Genomic DNA, 14,263 nt, shown 5'->3' with positions numbered 1-14,263 from the left:
TGACCCGCTGAACCATCAGAGCAGGTTTCGGCCGTGTTCAGACGCAGCCACAACCGCCTCGATCAATGCGGAGCGAAGGCCTGCCTGCTCCAACCTACGGAGAGCGGCCATCGTGGTGCCACCAGGTGACGCCACCATGTCTTTGAGCTGGCCGGGATGCAGCTCCTGCTCCTTGAGCAACGCGGCCGTACCGGCCAACGTGCGATGGGCCAGGTGATGGGAGAGATCGCGGGGCAGGCCTGCGGCGACGGCGCCATCAGCCATCGCCTCCGCCACCATGGCCACATAGGCCGGACCGGACGAGGTGAGAGCCAAGAACGCATCCAAAAGCGACTCGCCCAACTCAAGAACCTCACTGACCGGGGAAAAGAATGCCTTGACCCGCTGCTGATCCTCTGGAGTGAGCCCCTGCCCCCAGGCCAGACCGGTGAGGCCAGCCCCCACCAGACACGGGGTATTTGGAACCGCGCGAACGCAACGTCGTCCGGGGAAGGCAGCCTCAAGGCGCTCGAGGGTCACACCAGCCAGAACAGAAATCAGAATCGGGGACGTCCCCTCCGGCACAGGCGGTGCAGAAGCCGCAACCCCATCAAGCTGATGGGGCTTGATCGCCAGCAGCTGGACATTGCACGTCCAAACCGAACGCGCCTCCGGATCCGCTGCAGCCAAAAGATGCACGCCCTGGGGCAAGGACGTCGCTAAGCGCTGGCAGGTTGACGCTTGTCCAACAACCGCGATCACATCGTCGGCCGAGACAACACCCTGCTCAAGCAGAGGCAGCAGCAGAGCCTGAGCCATCCGACCCAGGCCGATCACCCCCAGAGAGTCAGGCACAGTGCTGAAGCAGGGCTCAAAGCGCAGCGGCAGTCGCACCGCCCCAGGCTGGGGCAGGAGCCATGCTGGCCTCAGCGGATGACTGCTCCACATCTCGGCTCACCACCGTGGGGGAGGAGGCCTCTTCGTGGCCGGCGTTGGTCACGCTCACGCAGCTTGGAGCGAACAGGAAGATACTTTCACCGACCCGCTCCTGGTGGCCGTCGATGGCAAAGGTGCCCCCTGCCACAAAATCCACCGCACGCTGAGCCTGGTCGGGCTCCATCATCGTGAGGTTGAGAATCACGGTTTTGCGCTCGCGCAGCGCCTGGATCGCCTTCGGCATCTCATCAAAGCTGCGGGGCTCCATGAGCATCACCTCAGCCGCCGCAGTGCTGATACCGGGCATCCCGATCACATTTGAGCTGCCACCGAAGGGGGAGTCGCTGCCGAAGGGATTGTCAGAACCGAGCGGTGCGAGAGCGCCACCGCTGGCATGGGTGGCCCCGGAATCAGCCTCATGCTCTTCGCCGGTGTCGTAGTCGAGATCGTCATAGTCGCCATCGAGATAATCATCACCGGCAACAACGGCGCGAAGGCGGGAAATCAGCGACACCTGGAGTCTGCAAAACCTTGACCCTGAATAGCGCTCCGTCGGAGCCGGAGCAAGCGTTAAACAGCAGATTGCTGCAAGGGCCGCGCACCGAACAGAGCCGAACCGAGCCGAACCCAGGTCGCTCCGGCCGTTACTGCGTCCTGCCAGTCACCGCTCATCCCCATGGAGCACTCATCAAGACCCAGGTCATCGGCCAACCGCCGGCACTCCTGAAAGAGCGCCAATCGCTCCTGCGACTCCAGCCCCAGCGGGGCCATCGTCATCAGGCCGGTGATCCGTAGATGGGGAAGGCCTTGCAGCTCCTCCCAGGCAGCCCGAAGATCCTCAGGGTCCCAGCCGCCCTTGCTCGGATCTGGGCGCAGCTTGACCTGAAGCATCAACTGGGGATGACGCTGCTCCTCCTCCGCGATCCTCGAGACCCTCCGGCACAGGGCCAAGGAATCAATCGAGTGAATCACGGGGAACGCCCTCACCACCTGACGCACCTTGTTGGCCTGCAGACGACCGATGAAATGCCAGCGCAGATCCTGCAGGTCCCCTAAGGCCTCCTGCTTGGGCAGCGCCTCCTGAAGACGGCTTTCTGCAAAGTCCTGCTGCCCGAGTCCTGCAAGGAAACGGATCGGCTCCGCAGGATGGCCTTTACTGACCGCAAGCAGACGGGCTGAAGGCGGCAAGGCTTCCCCGAGCTCTGCCCAACGCCTTGAAAGATCCGCTTCGATCATGGTCAAAACAGGCGCAGAGACCGCACTCAGATGAACGTCTGGTCGAACAGCTCCCTCCAGAGCTCCTGATCAGCGGCTCCATCGCGTCGGCTGCGCGCCAAGTTGAGCTCAGCGTGATGGCGCGCATCCTGGTAGGGGATCACCTCAAACTGAGCACCACGGGGCTGCAGGGTGACAAGGAAAAACATCCGCTGTGCATACAGCGTGGCGTAAATATCACGGCCCTCTCCCGCCGGCGCGACGCGATACAGCATGCCGAAGGTGGGGTGATTCAGATAGCGCTCGGCGCCCACAGATTCAGATCAGGAATCACAGTGCACCGTACTTCCCACGCAAACCAACCATCAGCAAGAGAACAATCGTTGCCAAAGAATTGAGAACAGCCGAGGCCGGAGTGGTCTTCGAAGCGGCTCGAAAATGCGAAGCCGGGCGCCATTGGCCGCCCCGGGCTAGCAGCGCATCCGCCCCCTGTTCGGCCCTCAGCAAGATGTTGGCGAGCAATCGCTCTCCAACAGAAAGAACAAGGCCGAAGGACGCCTTGAACCCGAGCCTGCGCAGGTTCACCGCACGACTGGCGAGGGCACGCATCAGATTCTGGAGCTCCTCCTGAACCAGCGGAAGGAAGCGCAGTGCGAGCAAGAGCTGAAAACTCAAGCGCTCCACCGGAACACCTAAACAGGCCAGAGGGGCGAGACCCCAGCTCAGGGCCCAGACCAAGTCTTCACTTGGGGTTGTCAGCAGCATCAAATTGACGCTGTGAATCACCGTGATGATGAGCGTGGCGCTGCTGAGGCCCAGCTCGGCGGAACGCCGATCAATCACAAGCGGACCAAGGCTGAGTGGACCAAGCCGGACAGGGCCCAGCCGCCAGATATCCCAAGAGGGCACCTGCAGTGAGAGGTCGGGAAGTTCCTGGGGTGAGCGAAGGGGCCAAGAGGCAGCGGGATCACCGGTGGGCAGGAACGCAGCCAGCAGCCCCACGCCGCCCCCGAGCAGAGCAAGCAAGAGCAACGAACGCCACCAGAGCCTTGGCGGCAGGCCACTCAGCAGCGTGAGCAGAAGCAGCAGAGCCAGAAGGGAGAGCCGCCAGATCGGACCGGCCAGCACAGGGGTGAGCAAGAAAAGCAGCACCCAAGCGAACTTGAGGCGTGGATCAATCAGTCGCAGCCAGCTCTCACGGCCATCCACGAACTGCCCGATGGGGATCTGCCTCAGCCAGTCCATCGTTTAGTCCTGACGGTTCTGCTGGCGAGCCAAATCTCGCTCCGCATCCCGCTGCTGTTTACCCCGCCAGAACAGCTTCAAAGGAGTGCCATCGAAACCAAGCCCTTCGCGGATCTGGCGTTCCACGTAGCGACGGTAGGTATCGCCAAACAGCTTGGGATCATTCACGAACAAGGTGAAGCTCGGTGGACGGCTGGCCACCTGAGTGCCGTAATACAGCCGACCTTGACGACCTCCGCGGGTGGTCGGTGGACTGCGCCAGCTGAGGGCCTCCTTGAGCACTTCATTGACAACCGAAGTGCTGACCCGGCGCCGATGTTGCTCCACCGCGAGTGCCGCGAGCGCAAAGATGCTGTCCACCCGCTGGCCGGTCAGAGCGGAGGTGAACAACATGGGCGCCCAATCGAGGAAGTAGAGCTTGGCGCGCAGCTCCTTCTCCATCGCCGGCATGGTGTGGCTGTCCTTCTCGACCGCATCCCATTTGTTCACCACCACCACACAGGCGCGACCCTCCTCTTCGATTCGACCAGCGAGACGCTGATCCTGCTCGGTCACACCATCGAGAGCATCGATCACAAGCACGCAGACATCACTGCGTTCAATCGCCTTGAAACTGCGATTGATCCCAAAAAATTCAGGCCCATAGTTGACACTGCGCCGGCGGCGAATGCCAGCGGTGTCCACCAGCCGCCAGGGCATGCCCTGGCGCTCAAGCTGGGTATCAATGGTGTCGCGCGTGGTGCCGCGAATGGGGCTCACGATCGCGCGCTGCTCGCCGCAAATGGAATTAAGCAGACTCGACTTACCCACATTGGGACGGCCGACAATCGCCATCTGGATCGGTTCATCGTCCTCCCCCTCCTCCTCCTTGGGAGGAAGAAAGGTGAGCACCTGATCCAGAAGATCCCCGGTTCCTGCACCATGAATCGCGGAAATCGGGTGGGGCTCGCCCAGACCCAATCCCCAGAACTCAGCCGCCATGGCCAGCCCCTGATCGGGAGACTCGCACTTGTTGACCGCTAAGAGCGTGGGGCAGCGCTGGGTGCGCAACCATTCGGCGATCGCCTCATCAGCGGCTGTTACCCCCTGCTGCCCATCCACGATGACGACAGCCACACAGGCCTCGGCCATGGCCAGATTGGCCTGCTCGCGAATCTCCGGCAGAAACTCACTGTCGTCGTCGAAAACGAGACCACCGGTATCAACCACCTTGAATTCACGATCCCCCCAATAGCCGTCCTGATAGGTCCGGTCGCGGGTGACTCCGGGCTCGTCATGGACGATCGCCTCGCGCGTGCGGCACAGGCGATTCACCAGCGTCGACTTGCCGACATTGGGACGCCCGATGATCGCGACAACCGGACGCGCCAAGACAGACAAGGAAAAGGACTTTCTTGACAGTACAGAGGCACCCCTCCAGGCACTCAAGGAGGAGGAATAGGAAATCTTCCTAAGAGAGACTAATGAGACCCAGCCGAGACCGCTAGCCCTTGGGCAGTGCAGCAAGCGTCACAAGCCATGCTCGAGCTCATTGCGACCCTCGTCGTCGACCTCTCCGACCAGCGACTCACCGTCTTGGACCGCAACCAGCAGGTTGTGCGCGTGATTCCCGTCAGCACCGGCAAAGCATCCACACCGACCCCGACCGGCGAGGCCTCTGTGCTCACGAAATACCGCTCTGTGACCATGCGAGGGCGGAACTATGTGGCCCCGGGCGTGCCCTACGCCATGTGCATCACCGCCAATGAACTGATCTGCATGCACGGAGCCCCCTGGCAGGAAGACGCCGGCCAGGCCTTTGGCGTACCCCGCAGCAATGGCTGCGTGCGCATGCCCACCCATCAAGCTCGCTGGTTGTTTGAGAACACCCCCAAAGGAACCAAGGTGATCATCCAAGTGTGAGCTGAAGGCCCTGCGCGGGCCTTCAGCTCACCGGCGGGTCCCCGGGATGACCTCGCACCGGATCCTCCGGCGCTGGCAATAACTCCGGCACAGGCCCCTGCTCCGGCAAGGGATCACCCCGCCCCGCCAACCAGGCCAGCAACCAGTTGACCGCCGTGGCCCTCCGCGTACGCCGGGGGTAGAGGGCACCGATGCGGTACCCCTGAAAACCAAGCTGCTGTTTGAGCAGTTGCTTGTGCGCCGGCGGGACCGAACGGGTGAGCTGCACGGAGGCCGGCCGTGTGGCAATCACCTCCGGAGCCTGTGGGTAGGCCAGCCTCCAGGGCTCAGGAGTCTCAGGTCCTGCACTCCAGGGCTCTCCTGGAGAGCGGGGTTGATAACCAAGCCTCTCCCAGACCAGCGTCGCCACAAAGCGATCGGAGAGGCGGTCCTCCAGAATCCGTTCCAGTAGAGCCGCGCTGAGCGGCCAAGGTTGCGCCGTCATCAGACCAATCAGACCCGAAGCCATCGTTTCACGACAGCACTTAGCAACTCCTTAATCCCTCCATTACCTTCGACGGATGTATGTGTTTGACACGAGTCTCGATAGCGCGAGTCGGATCGACTCGGCTCAGTCCACGCACCGCCTGAGCTTCCGCCTGCCCGACAGCGTGCTTCGCAGGGCCCGCCGGGATCGCCGCCAGTTCCTACAGGGCCGTGACGGCCTGGCCATGCCCTGGGACGCCGATGGCCGGGTGACCTTCACCTACTCAGTGGCATCAGAGCGGAGTCGTCCGGTCTATTGCGACCGTCGCGATCAGCCCCTGCCAGCTCGGCAGCTGAGTCAGGTGCGAGCTGGATCGGCCGTGCGTCTCACCCTGAGGCAAGTGCGCAAAGGCGGGGGGCGTCCAGGCACCCGCCTGGAGGTGCTCAAAGTGCAGCTGCTGCACGTTGATGCCCCGCTACCAGGGGGTCCTGCAGCCCCCCACAGCATCCAGTCGTTTGATCTGCAGTTGCCGGTGGATCTTGCTCAGGAGGTGGAGCGTCTGGCCCAGGCAGAGGACTGGTCCACCACCGCCTGGCTGCGCAATGCAATTGAACAGCAGGTTGCCCGCAGTCGTGCGCGCTTGAGCAACCACGAGAACGCTGCTTGAAGGGCAGGATGGAGAGGTAGTTCAGCGATCGATGTCGCTCCCTGCCCCCCCGCGTTTTCAAAGCGACCTCACACTCCCCGGACTGGGTACGCCGCGGCGGCTGCGCTGCCGAGTTCTGCAATCCCCCCTGGCCGGCGTCAGTGATCGGATCTTTCGAAGCCTGGTGCGGCGCTGGGCACCGGATGCACTCCTGTTCACGGAAATGGTCAACGCCACGAGCCTTGAGCTTGGCCATGGCCGGCGCAAGGTCGAGGAACTGGCCGAGGAATCCGGGCCGATCGGCGTGCAGCTTTTCGATCACCGCCCGCAGGCCATGGCAGATGCTGCCCGGCGAGCGGAAGCAGCGGGTGCCTTCCTGATCGACATCAATATGGGCTGCCCGGTGCGAAAAATCGCCCGCAAGGGCGGCGGCAGCGGCTTAATCCGCGATCAGGATCTGGCTTGTCGGATTGTTGAGACGGTCGCTGCCGCTGTGACCCTGCCGGTGACCGTGAAAACCCGTCTTGGCTGGTGCGGTGAAGACGGCAGTAGCGCCGCGGCCGTGGCCTGGTGCCGACGGCTGGAAGGCGCTGGTGCTCAGCTGCTCACCCTGCATGGCCGCACACGAGAACAGGGCTTCAAGGGGCAGGCCGACTGGCTTTCGATCGCAGCGGTGAAACAAAACCTGGCGATTCCGGTCATCGCCAACGGCGATGTGAACAACCCGGCCGACGCCCTCCGTTGCCTGGAAACCACTGGAGCGGATGGGGTGATGGTGGGGCGCGGCACGATGGGAGCGCCCTGGCTAGTCGGGCAGATCGATGCCGCCCTGGCTGGTCGGCCTATCCCCACGACTCCAGCCGCGGCCGATCGGCTGGCCATTGCGCGTGAACAGCTGCTGGCCCTGGTGGACTGCCGCGGCGATCACGGGCTCCTGATCGCAAGGAAACACATGAGCTGGACCTGCACCGGCTTCAGTGGAGCGCCCCAGCTCCGCCACGCCCTGATGCGCGCCCCGACGCCCGCTGACGCGATCGCTCTTCTCGATGCCGCAGGCCGGTCGCTGGCAACAGCCCCCCCCCCGGCTGCTGAAGCGCCGTGAACCTGCTGCCCCTCCTGGTTCTGCTTTGGCCCCTCTGGCTTCAACGTCGTCCAGAGCAGAGCTCTCCCCTCTGGGCTCGACGCAGTCTGATCCTGCTGATCACCCTGCTCACAGCCCGTTACCTGGTGTGGCGACTGAGCGCCAGCCTCAACGTCAGCACAGCCCTGAGCACCAGCCTCAGCCTGCTGCTCCTGCTGAGCGAAGGCTGGCTGCTACTCACAGGACTGGTGCCCCTATGGCTGGCCTGGCGGTCATTCCCCGACCGCCGCAACGAGGTGGAGGAATGCGAGCAGCGATGGAGAGCCAGTGGCTGGCGACCCTGGGTGGACATCCTTGTACCCACCAAAGGAGAACCACTCGCCGTCCTCGAACGGACCCTTGTGGGTTGCTGCAATCAGACCTACTCCAACAGCATCGTCTGGCTGCTGGATGACAGCGGACGCAAGGACGTTCGGAAGCTTGCTGCTGAACTGGGATGTCGCTATCTGCATCGCCCCCAGCGGAACGGCGCGAAGGCCGGCAACCTGAACCACGGTTTGCGCCATTGCAACGGCGAGCTCGTGGCCGTGTTCGATGCCGATTTCATCCCACAACGCCACTTTCTCGAACGCTGCATCGGTCTTCTGATGGAACCGGGTGTCGCCCTGGTGCAGACACCGCAGAACTTCATCAATGCCGATCCTGTGATGCGCAATCTCGGAATGGAGCAGCGCCTGCTTCCCGATGAAGAAAGTTTCTACCGCTGGATCGAACCGGTGCGTGACGGCTGGGACGCCGTGGTCTGCGCCGGCACCTCCTTTCTGGCACGTCGCGCCGCCCTTGATGCTGTTGGAGGCTTTGTTGAGCAGGCGATGTCGGAGGACTTTGTCACCGGAATCGCCCTGCGACGCAGCGGATGGCGGTTGCTTTACCTGCAGGAGAAGCTGAGTGCTGGCCTGGCGGCAGAAACGATGGCCGACTTCGTGCGCCAGCGGCAGCGCTGGGCTGCCGGGACGCTCCAGAGTTTGCGACTAGCGGATGGCCCGCTGGCGCCAGGACTAGGCCTCGGCCAGCGGATCGCCTACCTCGAGGGAGTGCTGCATTGGTGCAACAACCTGCCCCGGCTTGTGCTCATGCTGATGCCCTTGAGCTACGGGTTGCTCGGTGTGGTGCCAATTCTGCTGACCCCTGAGGCGATCATCTCTCTACTGCTGCCGCTCTGGGCGACGCTGCTTCTGAGCCTGGGCTGGCTCAATCGCGGCTCAAGGGCCGCCTTCCTGAGCGAACTGACCGGGTGGGTCCTGACGGTGCCGCTCACCCTCACCGTGATCAGCCGCATGCTCGGCCGTTTCCATGGTTTCCGGGTGACGCCGAAGCATCAACGGCGCGACCGAGGCAGCTGGAGCCTGGGCCTGGTGATGCCGCTGCTGGCGCTGCTACTCCTCAACCTCATCAACCTGGCGGGCCTCTTAGCTCCAGAGACAGCCCTTGAGGAGGTAACGCCCCAAGGACAGCTCCTGGGCCTGTTGTGGGCCACCCTCAACACCCTGAGCCTGCTGGTCGCCCTTCGAGCCTGCTGGGATCCCGCCGTCTCCGATCCAGCCCCCTGGCAGCAGCTCTCGCTCTCAGCAGCCCTTGAGGACGCTGGAGGTCATCACCACCCCTGCCGGATCACAGCGATCAGCGAAAGCGGTGTGGAAGTGCAGCTGCCTGGCCGCCCACCACCGATCGTTGCCAGTACCAAGCTTCGTTGGTCCGATGAGCTGCCAGCCCTCGGGGTCACGCCGTGGGAGCCATCCAACCGCAGGAAACAGGCCGATCAACTCGCCCTGCGCTGGCAGCCGCTCTCGTCCCATGAACGCCGCAACCTCTACCGCTGGCTGTTCACCCGTCCTGGCTGCTGGGTGGAGCGCCAGGCCGGTGGGGAATGGATCTCTTTGCTTGTGCTCTGCCAGCGAATCCTGCCCCCATGGCGCGGACCGGCACCGTTTCAACGCAGCCTGGTGCCGCAGAGAGTCAGCCCAGCAGCAGATCGCGAGTGCCGGTAATCGCCTGGGTAGCGAGGAGCAGAGCCACCAGCACATTGATCACGACGTGAAGTCGGCGCACCGCATCACGACGTGCGATTTCCTTTTGCAAGGCCACCGAGAGCAGAAGCATCCCTGCAAGCAACACACCACCCCAGTAATGGGACTGCCAGAAGGCCAATTGCAATGGGGAATCGGCGAGACGCTCCACCTCCGGCTGAGCCCCCAGCACCAACAAACCCAACCAGCAGCCGAAGGCCCAGAGCAAACGACGCCCTGTCCGACCTGTGCGCAAGAGCCCCCCATAGGCGGCTGCAACGCCGATGGAAGCAAGCAGGATTCCGGCTAAACGCGCTGCACGGTCGTCCGCCGCGGGCATTCCTTCAGCCCAGGCAGACGCCACATCGTGACCAAAGGCAATCAGCACCGCCAGCACAACAGCCCCCGTCAGCCAACGCCCATGGTCGGCATGCTCGATCGGCACCGTCGGTGGAATCGGATTGATCTGGAGCCGGCGCTCGCGAGCCAAGATTCCCAGGCGGATCGTCGCCCCCACCACCGGATACACAAACAGAATGATCAGGACGGGATGCAAGAGGGCGAGGCCTTGCATCGGGGTGAGGGTGGGAAGTGAAAGCTCTGACACCACGGAGCCGATCGCGACCAAGAACTGCACCTTCACCTTTAAGGCAGCACTTCTACGGCAGAACCGGCGGACTGGGAACGCCCTGCGATCTCTGCCGGATCAGAAGCTGGGAGAAATAAGGCCTTTTCTGGGCTGACACAGCATCGGCCGTGATCACATGCTGATCGGGCCAGCCGACACGCTCAGCAAACAGGGCCTCGGCCAGCAGGCCCTGCTGCTCCAACAACGGCTGCACCCAGAGCCAACGATGGCCGAGCTTGAGCAGAGCCAACACCATCGCCTGCTGGCGCGCCTGCTCGAGTAGGGCGAGTAAATCGTCGGGGCGGTCTGGGCAGGGTCGAATCAGCAGAGCCTCCTGCTGAAAGGCCAGAGGCCAGGCTCCCGCCGCAGCAGCGGCCGCGACCGAGGACACCCCTGGAATCACCTGCAACGGGCATTCCGGATGGTGTTTTTGGAGTGCCAGCAACACATAACTCCCTGTTGCAAACAGAGAGACATCCCCTTCGCAGAGAAACACCACGCGCTGGCCCGCGGCCACCTCGGCAGCCAATGCATTGGCTGCCGCCAGCCAGGCCGCCCGCAACGGCTCGGCCTCCCGAACCATCGGAAACACCAAGGGCAGTTGCCGCTGCCCACTCTCCAAAAAGCGCTCCACGATCGTGAGCGCCATCCCCGAGGCCGTGAGCGAGGCGACCGGGTAAGCCACAGCATCCGCCGCCCTCAACGCTCGATAGCCGGCAAGGGTGAGAAGGTCCGGATCTCCAGGCCCCACCCCCAGGAGCACCACTCCTGGAGATGCGGCTGGCCTCTCACTTCGCAGGTCCACAGGATTCGAGAAGAGGCAAACGAATCGTCTCGTTCTAGGTCAGCCCGATCAGTCGTAAAGCAATGGCAGGCCAGCCGGTGGCGGCAGCCAGCCCCAGGCAAGATGGATGTCCCAGCAGCTTCAGGGAGCGATGAGTCATCTGCGCATCTTTCCCGCCCCAAGCCACACCCCCGGCGAGGGTCCAGGGAATCCCGATGATGACCTCTCGCCCCTGCCCAGCCTGGAAAGCAATGATCCAGGCACGATTCAGGCAGAACTCCTGGAACGTGGCATCCGTTTCGAGCGCTGGCCAGCGCGCCAATCCCTGCTATCAGGCGCTGACCAGGAGGCGATCCTCAAGGTCTATGCCGATGAGGTTACTGCCGTGCAAAGCAGCGGTGGCTATGGCACGGTCGATGCCATCCGGATGACCCCTGAGCATCCCGATCGGGAAACGCTCCGCTCCAAGTTCCTGAATGAGCACACCCACGCTGAAGACGAAGTGCGCTTCTTTGTGGAAGGGCAGGGCCTGTTCTGCCTCCATCTGGGCCATGAGGTGATCCAGGTGCTGTGCTGCGCCGATGACTGGATCGCCGTTCCTGCAGGCACCAAGCACTGGTTCGATATGGGGTCTGCTCCGTCCTTCTGCGCCATCCGGTTCTTCAATAATCCAGAGGGCTGGGTCGCCCAATTCACGGGTGACCCAATCGCCAGCCGCTACCCGCTCCTGAACTAAGGGAGGCTCAGGCAGCAAGCAGCAGCCGCGCATCCACCGGCGCCCGAAGCCTCTGCAGAACATCACCTCTGGCCCCTGATCCCGCGGCGTCAGCCAACAGCAGGGCTGCCTCGAGGTCTGCGCATCGGCTGATCAGATCCCGAACCAGCGGATTGGCTTTCAGACCATCCCACTGCTCCTCTGTCGTGCCGTTACGAAGGGCCTGCAGAGAGTCAGCCACAGCCGCTGCCACGGTTGTCTTCACCGTCACCGCTGGATCAGCCATCACGACACCCGCAAGAACTGGGTCAATCTTAAAACCGACCACAGACAGCGGCGCGTCTCTTCAGGCTTCTTTTGGACTTTGCTTGCGGATTCCAACGGAGTGCATCCGCACATCCTCGGGGCGCTCGAGTTCGCCGGAGAGCGCCTCCACCTCGGCGAGAGCCAACGCTTGCAACCTTGGAACAATCACGTCCCGCGGCCAGCGCTCCTCGCAGAGCACCCAATAGAGCCCGAAATGGCGTGCCTCGCTTTGCAGCAGCCCCGCATACAGATCACGAAGTTCCGGATCCGGGCTGTGCTGCGCCAGTAGGGCCATCCGTTCGTGGCTACGGGCTTCGATCAGACCTGCCACCAGGAAGGAATCCAGCATCCGCTCCGGCTCACCACGACGCACATGCTTGGCAAGCTGGGCTCCGTAGCCCGGCGATGGCAGCGGCTCGAGGTAGCGACCGCGTGCCTTGAGAAGAGCCAACACTTGCTCGAAATGCTCCAGCTCCTCTCGCACCAAAGGGCTGAGCACCTCTCCGAGGCCCGGCTCGCAGAGATAGCGAAACATGAGCTGCACCGCGGAGCCGGCCGCCTTGCGTTCACAGTGGGCGTGATCGATCAGCACCTCCATCGGGCGGGCGATGGCCTGTTGTACCCAAAGGGCGCTGGTAGGAGCCGCCAGCCAGCGGATGCTGGCCACCGGTGTGACAGCAGCGGCCTCAGCCACGGGCAGAGGCAGCCCGCAGGTGCTGCAGAAGGCCATCCAGAGCCAGAACGTAACTCGCCGCCCCAAATCCACTCACGACTCCGACGGCACGATCCGCCAGATAGGAGTGATGCCGGAATGGCTCCCGGGCATGGGTGTTACTGAGATGCAGTTCTACGTAGGGAATCGCCACCCCCAACAGCGCATCCCGCAGAGCCACGGAGGTGTGGGTGTAAGCACCGGCATTGATGAGAATTCCATTCATCTGGCCCATCGCCTGATGAATTCGCTCCACCAGGGCACCCTCGAAGTTGCTCTGGAAACACTCCAGCTGCACACCTTCGGCCTCGGCCCTCTGGATCAAACGCTGTTCGATTACGTCCAGGGTCTCAATTCCGTAGAGGCCAGGCTCTCGGCGCCCGAGCAGGTTGAGATTGGGGCCGTTGAGCAGCAGAAGGCGCATGGCCCGATGCGATGCATGTCGAGCTGATCGTATCGAGGGGTGATGGTCCCGCGGGCTGGTAAGTTCTTGCGGTGTGGTTCGGGTCGGTGCCCGAGTGGTTAATGGGGGCGGACTGTAAATCCGCTGGCTCTGCCTACGTTGGTTCAAATCCAACCCGGCCCACCTTCCACATGCCCTTGTAGCTCAGCGGTAGAGCACTCCCTTGGTAAGGGAGAGGTCACGAGTTCAAGTCTCGTCAAGGGCTTCCATCCAACGATGGCTCGGCACCAAAGCCATGGTTGATCTCGACTCCCTCGCTTGCCTCGATGGGCTGATCTGGTTGAGAACCGGTCGGGAAGTGGCTAGCCGCCTGAGTCTCGACCAATCGTCGGTGAGCCGAAGGCAGCGAACCTGCGCCAGCAGCTTCGGGATCACTCTTGAAAAGCATGATCAGGAGTGGGTCCTGACTGGTGATCAGACGCTGCTGAACATGGAACGGGAGGTCCACCAGAGAGCCCGCCTGGCGGGACTGCATCCCCTCCGGTTGGAGGCCACCTACTGGACCCTGCCCCTGCTTTGCAGACCCGAGCCCTGCGGTTGGATCGCCGGTCTCTCCAATCTGGTGGGGATGGAGCCCAACCTATCCCTACTGCGCCAAAGAATCTGCGATGCATGGATCTGCGGCCTTCCGGATCTCCCTGCCGCCGACGACCCCGAACTCTGTGCTGTGCACCTCTGCACCATGCCGCTGCATCTGCTGGTCAAAGCGGACCACCCACTGCTGAAGGAAGCAGACATCCACTTGAGCGATCTCCAGGCCTTCCCGAGCCTGGCTCTGCCGGATGGCGCCTATCCCGTGGTCGAACGAGAACTGAAAACGCTCGGCCTCTGGAACACTCCCGTGTCCATGAGCCGTTACCGCCAGGATCGCTGGGAAGGGCGCAGCACCAAGGATGTGACCATCGTCTATGGCCACTGTCTCAGCCAGGCAGTCTCCGGTGAGGGGCTCGTTCCACTGCCTTACACACTGCCCTTTCAATCAGGGGAAACTCTGGTCACTCGTCGTGAGCTGCGCGACGAACCTGCGATCACAGCGCTGATTCAGAACTTGCGACAACGCCTTCGCCTTCTGCAGGCACAGTTCCCCGAGCTGAACATTGCGTCCTAAGAAGCCCAGGC

General features: G+C 63.0%; 18 protein-coding genes and 2 tRNA genes. 8 read left to right on the top strand and 12 right to left on the bottom strand.

Going from position 1 to position 14,263, the window contains the following annotated elements; translation table 11 throughout:
• Nucleotides 1-15: 15 nt before the first annotated feature.
• The 6 genes from proC to der are packed head-to-tail and all read right to left on the bottom strand — an operon-like array spanning nt 16 to nt 4,746.
• A complete protein-coding gene (gene proC / locus CWE16_RS10915; RefSeq protein WP_236629726.1) occupies nt 16-798 on the bottom strand; it encodes a pyrroline-5-carboxylate reductase in 783 nt (260 codons plus the stop codon).
• 52 nt (nt 799-850) lie between these two features.
• A complete protein-coding gene (locus tag CWE16_RS10910; protein WP_131595375.1) occupies nt 851-1,429 on the bottom strand; it encodes a cell division protein SepF in 579 nt (192 codons plus the stop codon).
• A 56-nt stretch (nt 1,430-1,485) separates the two neighbouring features.
• On the bottom strand, nt 1,486-2,151 hold the full coding sequence (locus tag CWE16_RS10905) for a YggS family pyridoxal phosphate-dependent enzyme (protein WP_131595373.1): 666 nt from the start codon (nt 2,149-2,151) through the stop codon (nt 1,486-1,488).
• 26 nt (nt 2,152-2,177) lie between these two features.
• Nucleotides 2,178-2,444, bottom strand: coding sequence for a PipX family protein (locus CWE16_RS10900; protein ID WP_131456067.1), 267 nt, complete (start codon nt 2,442-2,444; stop codon nt 2,178-2,180).
• Between the two features lie 16 nt (nt 2,445-2,460).
• Complete coding sequence (locus CWE16_RS10895) at nt 2,461-3,375, bottom strand: CbiQ family ECF transporter T component (protein ID WP_131595371.1); 915 nt, start codon at nt 3,373-3,375, stop codon at nt 2,461-2,463.
• Between the two features lie 3 nt (nt 3,376-3,378).
• Nucleotides 3,379-4,746 carry a ribosome biogenesis GTPase Der gene (gene der, locus CWE16_RS10890; RefSeq protein WP_131456063.1) on the bottom strand — a complete coding sequence of 456 codons (1,368 nt, stop codon included), beginning with the start codon at nt 4,744-4,746 and terminating at the stop codon, nt 3,379-3,381.
• Between the two features lie 147 nt (nt 4,747-4,893).
• Between der and CWE16_RS10885 the strand changes: the two genes are divergently transcribed.
• On the top strand, nt 4,894-5,277 hold the full coding sequence (locus CWE16_RS10885) for a L,D-transpeptidase (protein ID WP_131456061.1): 384 nt from the start codon (nt 4,894-4,896) through the stop codon (nt 5,275-5,277).
• A 22-nt stretch (nt 5,278-5,299) separates the two neighbouring features.
• Here the strand turns inward: CWE16_RS10885 and CWE16_RS10880 are convergent, their stop codons facing one another.
• Nucleotides 5,300-5,761: a DUF1823 family protein gene (locus tag CWE16_RS10880; protein ID WP_131595369.1), complete on the bottom strand. Its 462-nt coding sequence runs from the start codon at nt 5,759-5,761 to the stop codon at nt 5,300-5,302.
• 76 nt (nt 5,762-5,837) lie between these two features.
• Here CWE16_RS10880 and CWE16_RS10875 point away from each other — a divergent pair, with 76 nt between their 5' ends.
• Genes CWE16_RS10875 through CWE16_RS10865 form a run of 3 tightly spaced genes read left to right on the top strand, consistent with a single transcriptional unit; the run spans nt 5,838 to nt 9,518 of the window.
• A complete protein-coding gene (locus tag CWE16_RS10875; RefSeq protein WP_131595367.1) occupies nt 5,838-6,410 on the top strand; it encodes a hypothetical protein in 573 nt (190 codons plus the stop codon).
• Nucleotides 6,411-6,441: 31 nt separating this feature from the next.
• Entirely contained in the window at nt 6,442-7,491 is a 1,050-nt protein-coding gene (gene dusB, locus CWE16_RS10870) for a tRNA dihydrouridine synthase DusB (RefSeq protein WP_131595365.1), read from the top strand.
• The gene (locus CWE16_RS10865) at nt 7,488-9,518 is read left to right on the top strand and encodes a glycosyltransferase family 2 protein (RefSeq protein ID WP_131595363.1); all 2,031 of its coding nucleotides are present in this window, start codon (nt 7,488-7,490) and stop codon (nt 9,516-9,518) included. The genes dusB and CWE16_RS10865 overlap by 4 nt, the downstream gene beginning before the upstream one ends.
• On the opposite strand, the gene CWE16_RS10860 is transcribed toward CWE16_RS10865, so the two are convergent.
• Together CWE16_RS10860 and cobI are read right to left on the bottom strand one after the other, a co-directional pair.
• The gene (locus CWE16_RS10860) at nt 9,487-10,110 is read right to left on the bottom strand and encodes a DUF4079 domain-containing protein (protein ID WP_131595615.1); all 624 of its coding nucleotides are present in this window, start codon (nt 10,108-10,110) and stop codon (nt 9,487-9,489) included. The genes CWE16_RS10865 and CWE16_RS10860 overlap by 32 nt on opposite strands.
• Before the next feature lie 85 nt (nt 10,111-10,195).
• Complete coding sequence (gene cobI / locus CWE16_RS10855; protein WP_236629707.1) at nt 10,196-10,969, bottom strand: precorrin-2 C(20)-methyltransferase; 774 nt, start codon at nt 10,967-10,969, stop codon at nt 10,196-10,198.
• 130 nt (nt 10,970-11,099) lie between these two features.
• On the opposite strand from cobI, the gene CWE16_RS10850 reads away from it, so the two are divergent.
• A complete protein-coding gene (locus CWE16_RS10850; RefSeq protein ID WP_131595611.1) occupies nt 11,100-11,684 on the top strand; it encodes a 1,2-dihydroxy-3-keto-5-methylthiopentene dioxygenase in 585 nt (194 codons plus the stop codon).
• A 7-nt stretch (nt 11,685-11,691) separates the two neighbouring features.
• Here the strand turns inward: CWE16_RS10850 and CWE16_RS10845 are convergent, their stop codons facing one another.
• Genes CWE16_RS10845 through aroQ form a run of 3 tightly spaced genes read right to left on the bottom strand, consistent with a single transcriptional unit; the run spans nt 11,692 to nt 13,105 of the window.
• Entirely contained in the window at nt 11,692-11,949 is a 258-nt protein-coding gene (locus CWE16_RS10845) for a hypothetical protein (RefSeq protein WP_131595361.1), read from the bottom strand.
• A gap of 60 nt (nt 11,950-12,009) precedes the next feature.
• Entirely contained in the window at nt 12,010-12,699 is a 690-nt protein-coding gene (locus CWE16_RS10840; protein ID WP_236629705.1) for a tRNA-(ms[2]io[6]A)-hydroxylase, read from the bottom strand.
• Nucleotides 12,656-13,105, bottom strand: a complete 450-nt coding sequence (aroQ, locus tag CWE16_RS10835; protein ID WP_131595359.1) for a type II 3-dehydroquinate dehydratase — start codon at nt 13,103-13,105, stop codon at nt 12,656-12,658. The genes CWE16_RS10840 and aroQ overlap by 44 nt, the downstream gene beginning before the upstream one ends.
• Nucleotides 13,106-13,185: 80 nt before the next feature.
• Here aroQ and CWE16_RS10830 point away from each other — a divergent pair.
• The 3 genes from CWE16_RS10830 to CWE16_RS10820 all read left to right on the top strand — a co-directional run bounded on the left by CWE16_RS10830 (nt 13,186) and on the right by CWE16_RS10820 (nt 14,252).
• Nucleotides 13,186-13,267 (top strand) — tRNA-Tyr (locus CWE16_RS10830).
• Between the two features lie 10 nt (nt 13,268-13,277).
• Nucleotides 13,278-13,349, top strand: a tRNA-Thr gene (locus CWE16_RS10825).
• 30 nt (nt 13,350-13,379) lie between these two features.
• Nucleotides 13,380-14,252 (top strand): LysR substrate-binding domain-containing protein, encoded by an 873-nt coding sequence (locus CWE16_RS10820; protein ID WP_131595357.1) that lies wholly within the window; start codon nt 13,380-13,382, stop codon nt 14,250-14,252.
• Nucleotides 14,253-14,263: the final 11 nt, after the last annotated feature.

This window comes from Synechococcus sp. BS55D (assembly GCF_004332415.1).
Classification (GTDB): Bacteria; Cyanobacteriota; Cyanobacteriia; order PCC-6307; family Cyanobiaceae; genus Synechococcus_C.
Note: the sequence above shows the minus strand (reverse complement) of the source record. Positions and strands in the feature narration are given on the sequence as shown.

Excerpts from the sequence above, each read along its gene's own strand:
- proC (WP_236629726.1), bottom strand. The coding sequence starts at position 798 with ATGGCTCAGGCTCTGCTGCTGCCTCTGCTTGAGCAGGGTGTTGTCTCG.
- CWE16_RS10905 (WP_131595373.1), bottom strand. The coding sequence starts at position 2,151 with ATGATCGAAGCGGATCTTTCAAGGCGTTGGGCAGAGCTCGGGGAAGCC.
- CWE16_RS10895 (WP_131595371.1), bottom strand. The coding sequence starts at position 3,375 with ATGGACTGGCTGAGGCAGATCCCCATCGGGCAGTTCGTGGATGGCCGT.
- CWE16_RS10885 (WP_131456061.1), top strand. The coding sequence starts at position 4,894 with ATGCTCGAGCTCATTGCGACCCTCGTCGTCGACCTCTCCGACCAGCGA.
- CWE16_RS10880 (WP_131595369.1), bottom strand. The coding sequence starts at position 5,761 with ATGACGGCGCAACCTTGGCCGCTCAGCGCGGCTCTACTGGAACGGATT.
- CWE16_RS10875 (WP_131595367.1), top strand. The coding sequence starts at position 5,838 with ATGTATGTGTTTGACACGAGTCTCGATAGCGCGAGTCGGATCGACTCG.
- dusB (WP_131595365.1), top strand. The coding sequence starts at position 6,442 with ATGTCGCTCCCTGCCCCCCCGCGTTTTCAAAGCGACCTCACACTCCCC.
- CWE16_RS10860 (WP_131595615.1), bottom strand. The coding sequence starts at position 10,110 with ATGCAAGGCCTCGCCCTCTTGCATCCCGTCCTGATCATTCTGTTTGTG.
- CWE16_RS10850 (WP_131595611.1), top strand. The coding sequence starts at position 11,100 with ATGAGTCATCTGCGCATCTTTCCCGCCCCAAGCCACACCCCCGGCGAG.
- CWE16_RS10845 (WP_131595361.1), bottom strand. The coding sequence starts at position 11,949 with ATGGCTGATCCAGCGGTGACGGTGAAGACAACCGTGGCAGCGGCTGTG.
- CWE16_RS10840 (WP_236629705.1), bottom strand. The coding sequence starts at position 12,699 with ATGGCCTTCTGCAGCACCTGCGGGCTGCCTCTGCCCGTGGCTGAGGCC.
- aroQ (WP_131595359.1), bottom strand. The coding sequence starts at position 13,105 with ATGCGCCTTCTGCTGCTCAACGGCCCCAATCTCAACCTGCTCGGGCGC.
- CWE16_RS10820 (WP_131595357.1), top strand. The coding sequence starts at position 13,380 with ATGGTTGATCTCGACTCCCTCGCTTGCCTCGATGGGCTGATCTGGTTG.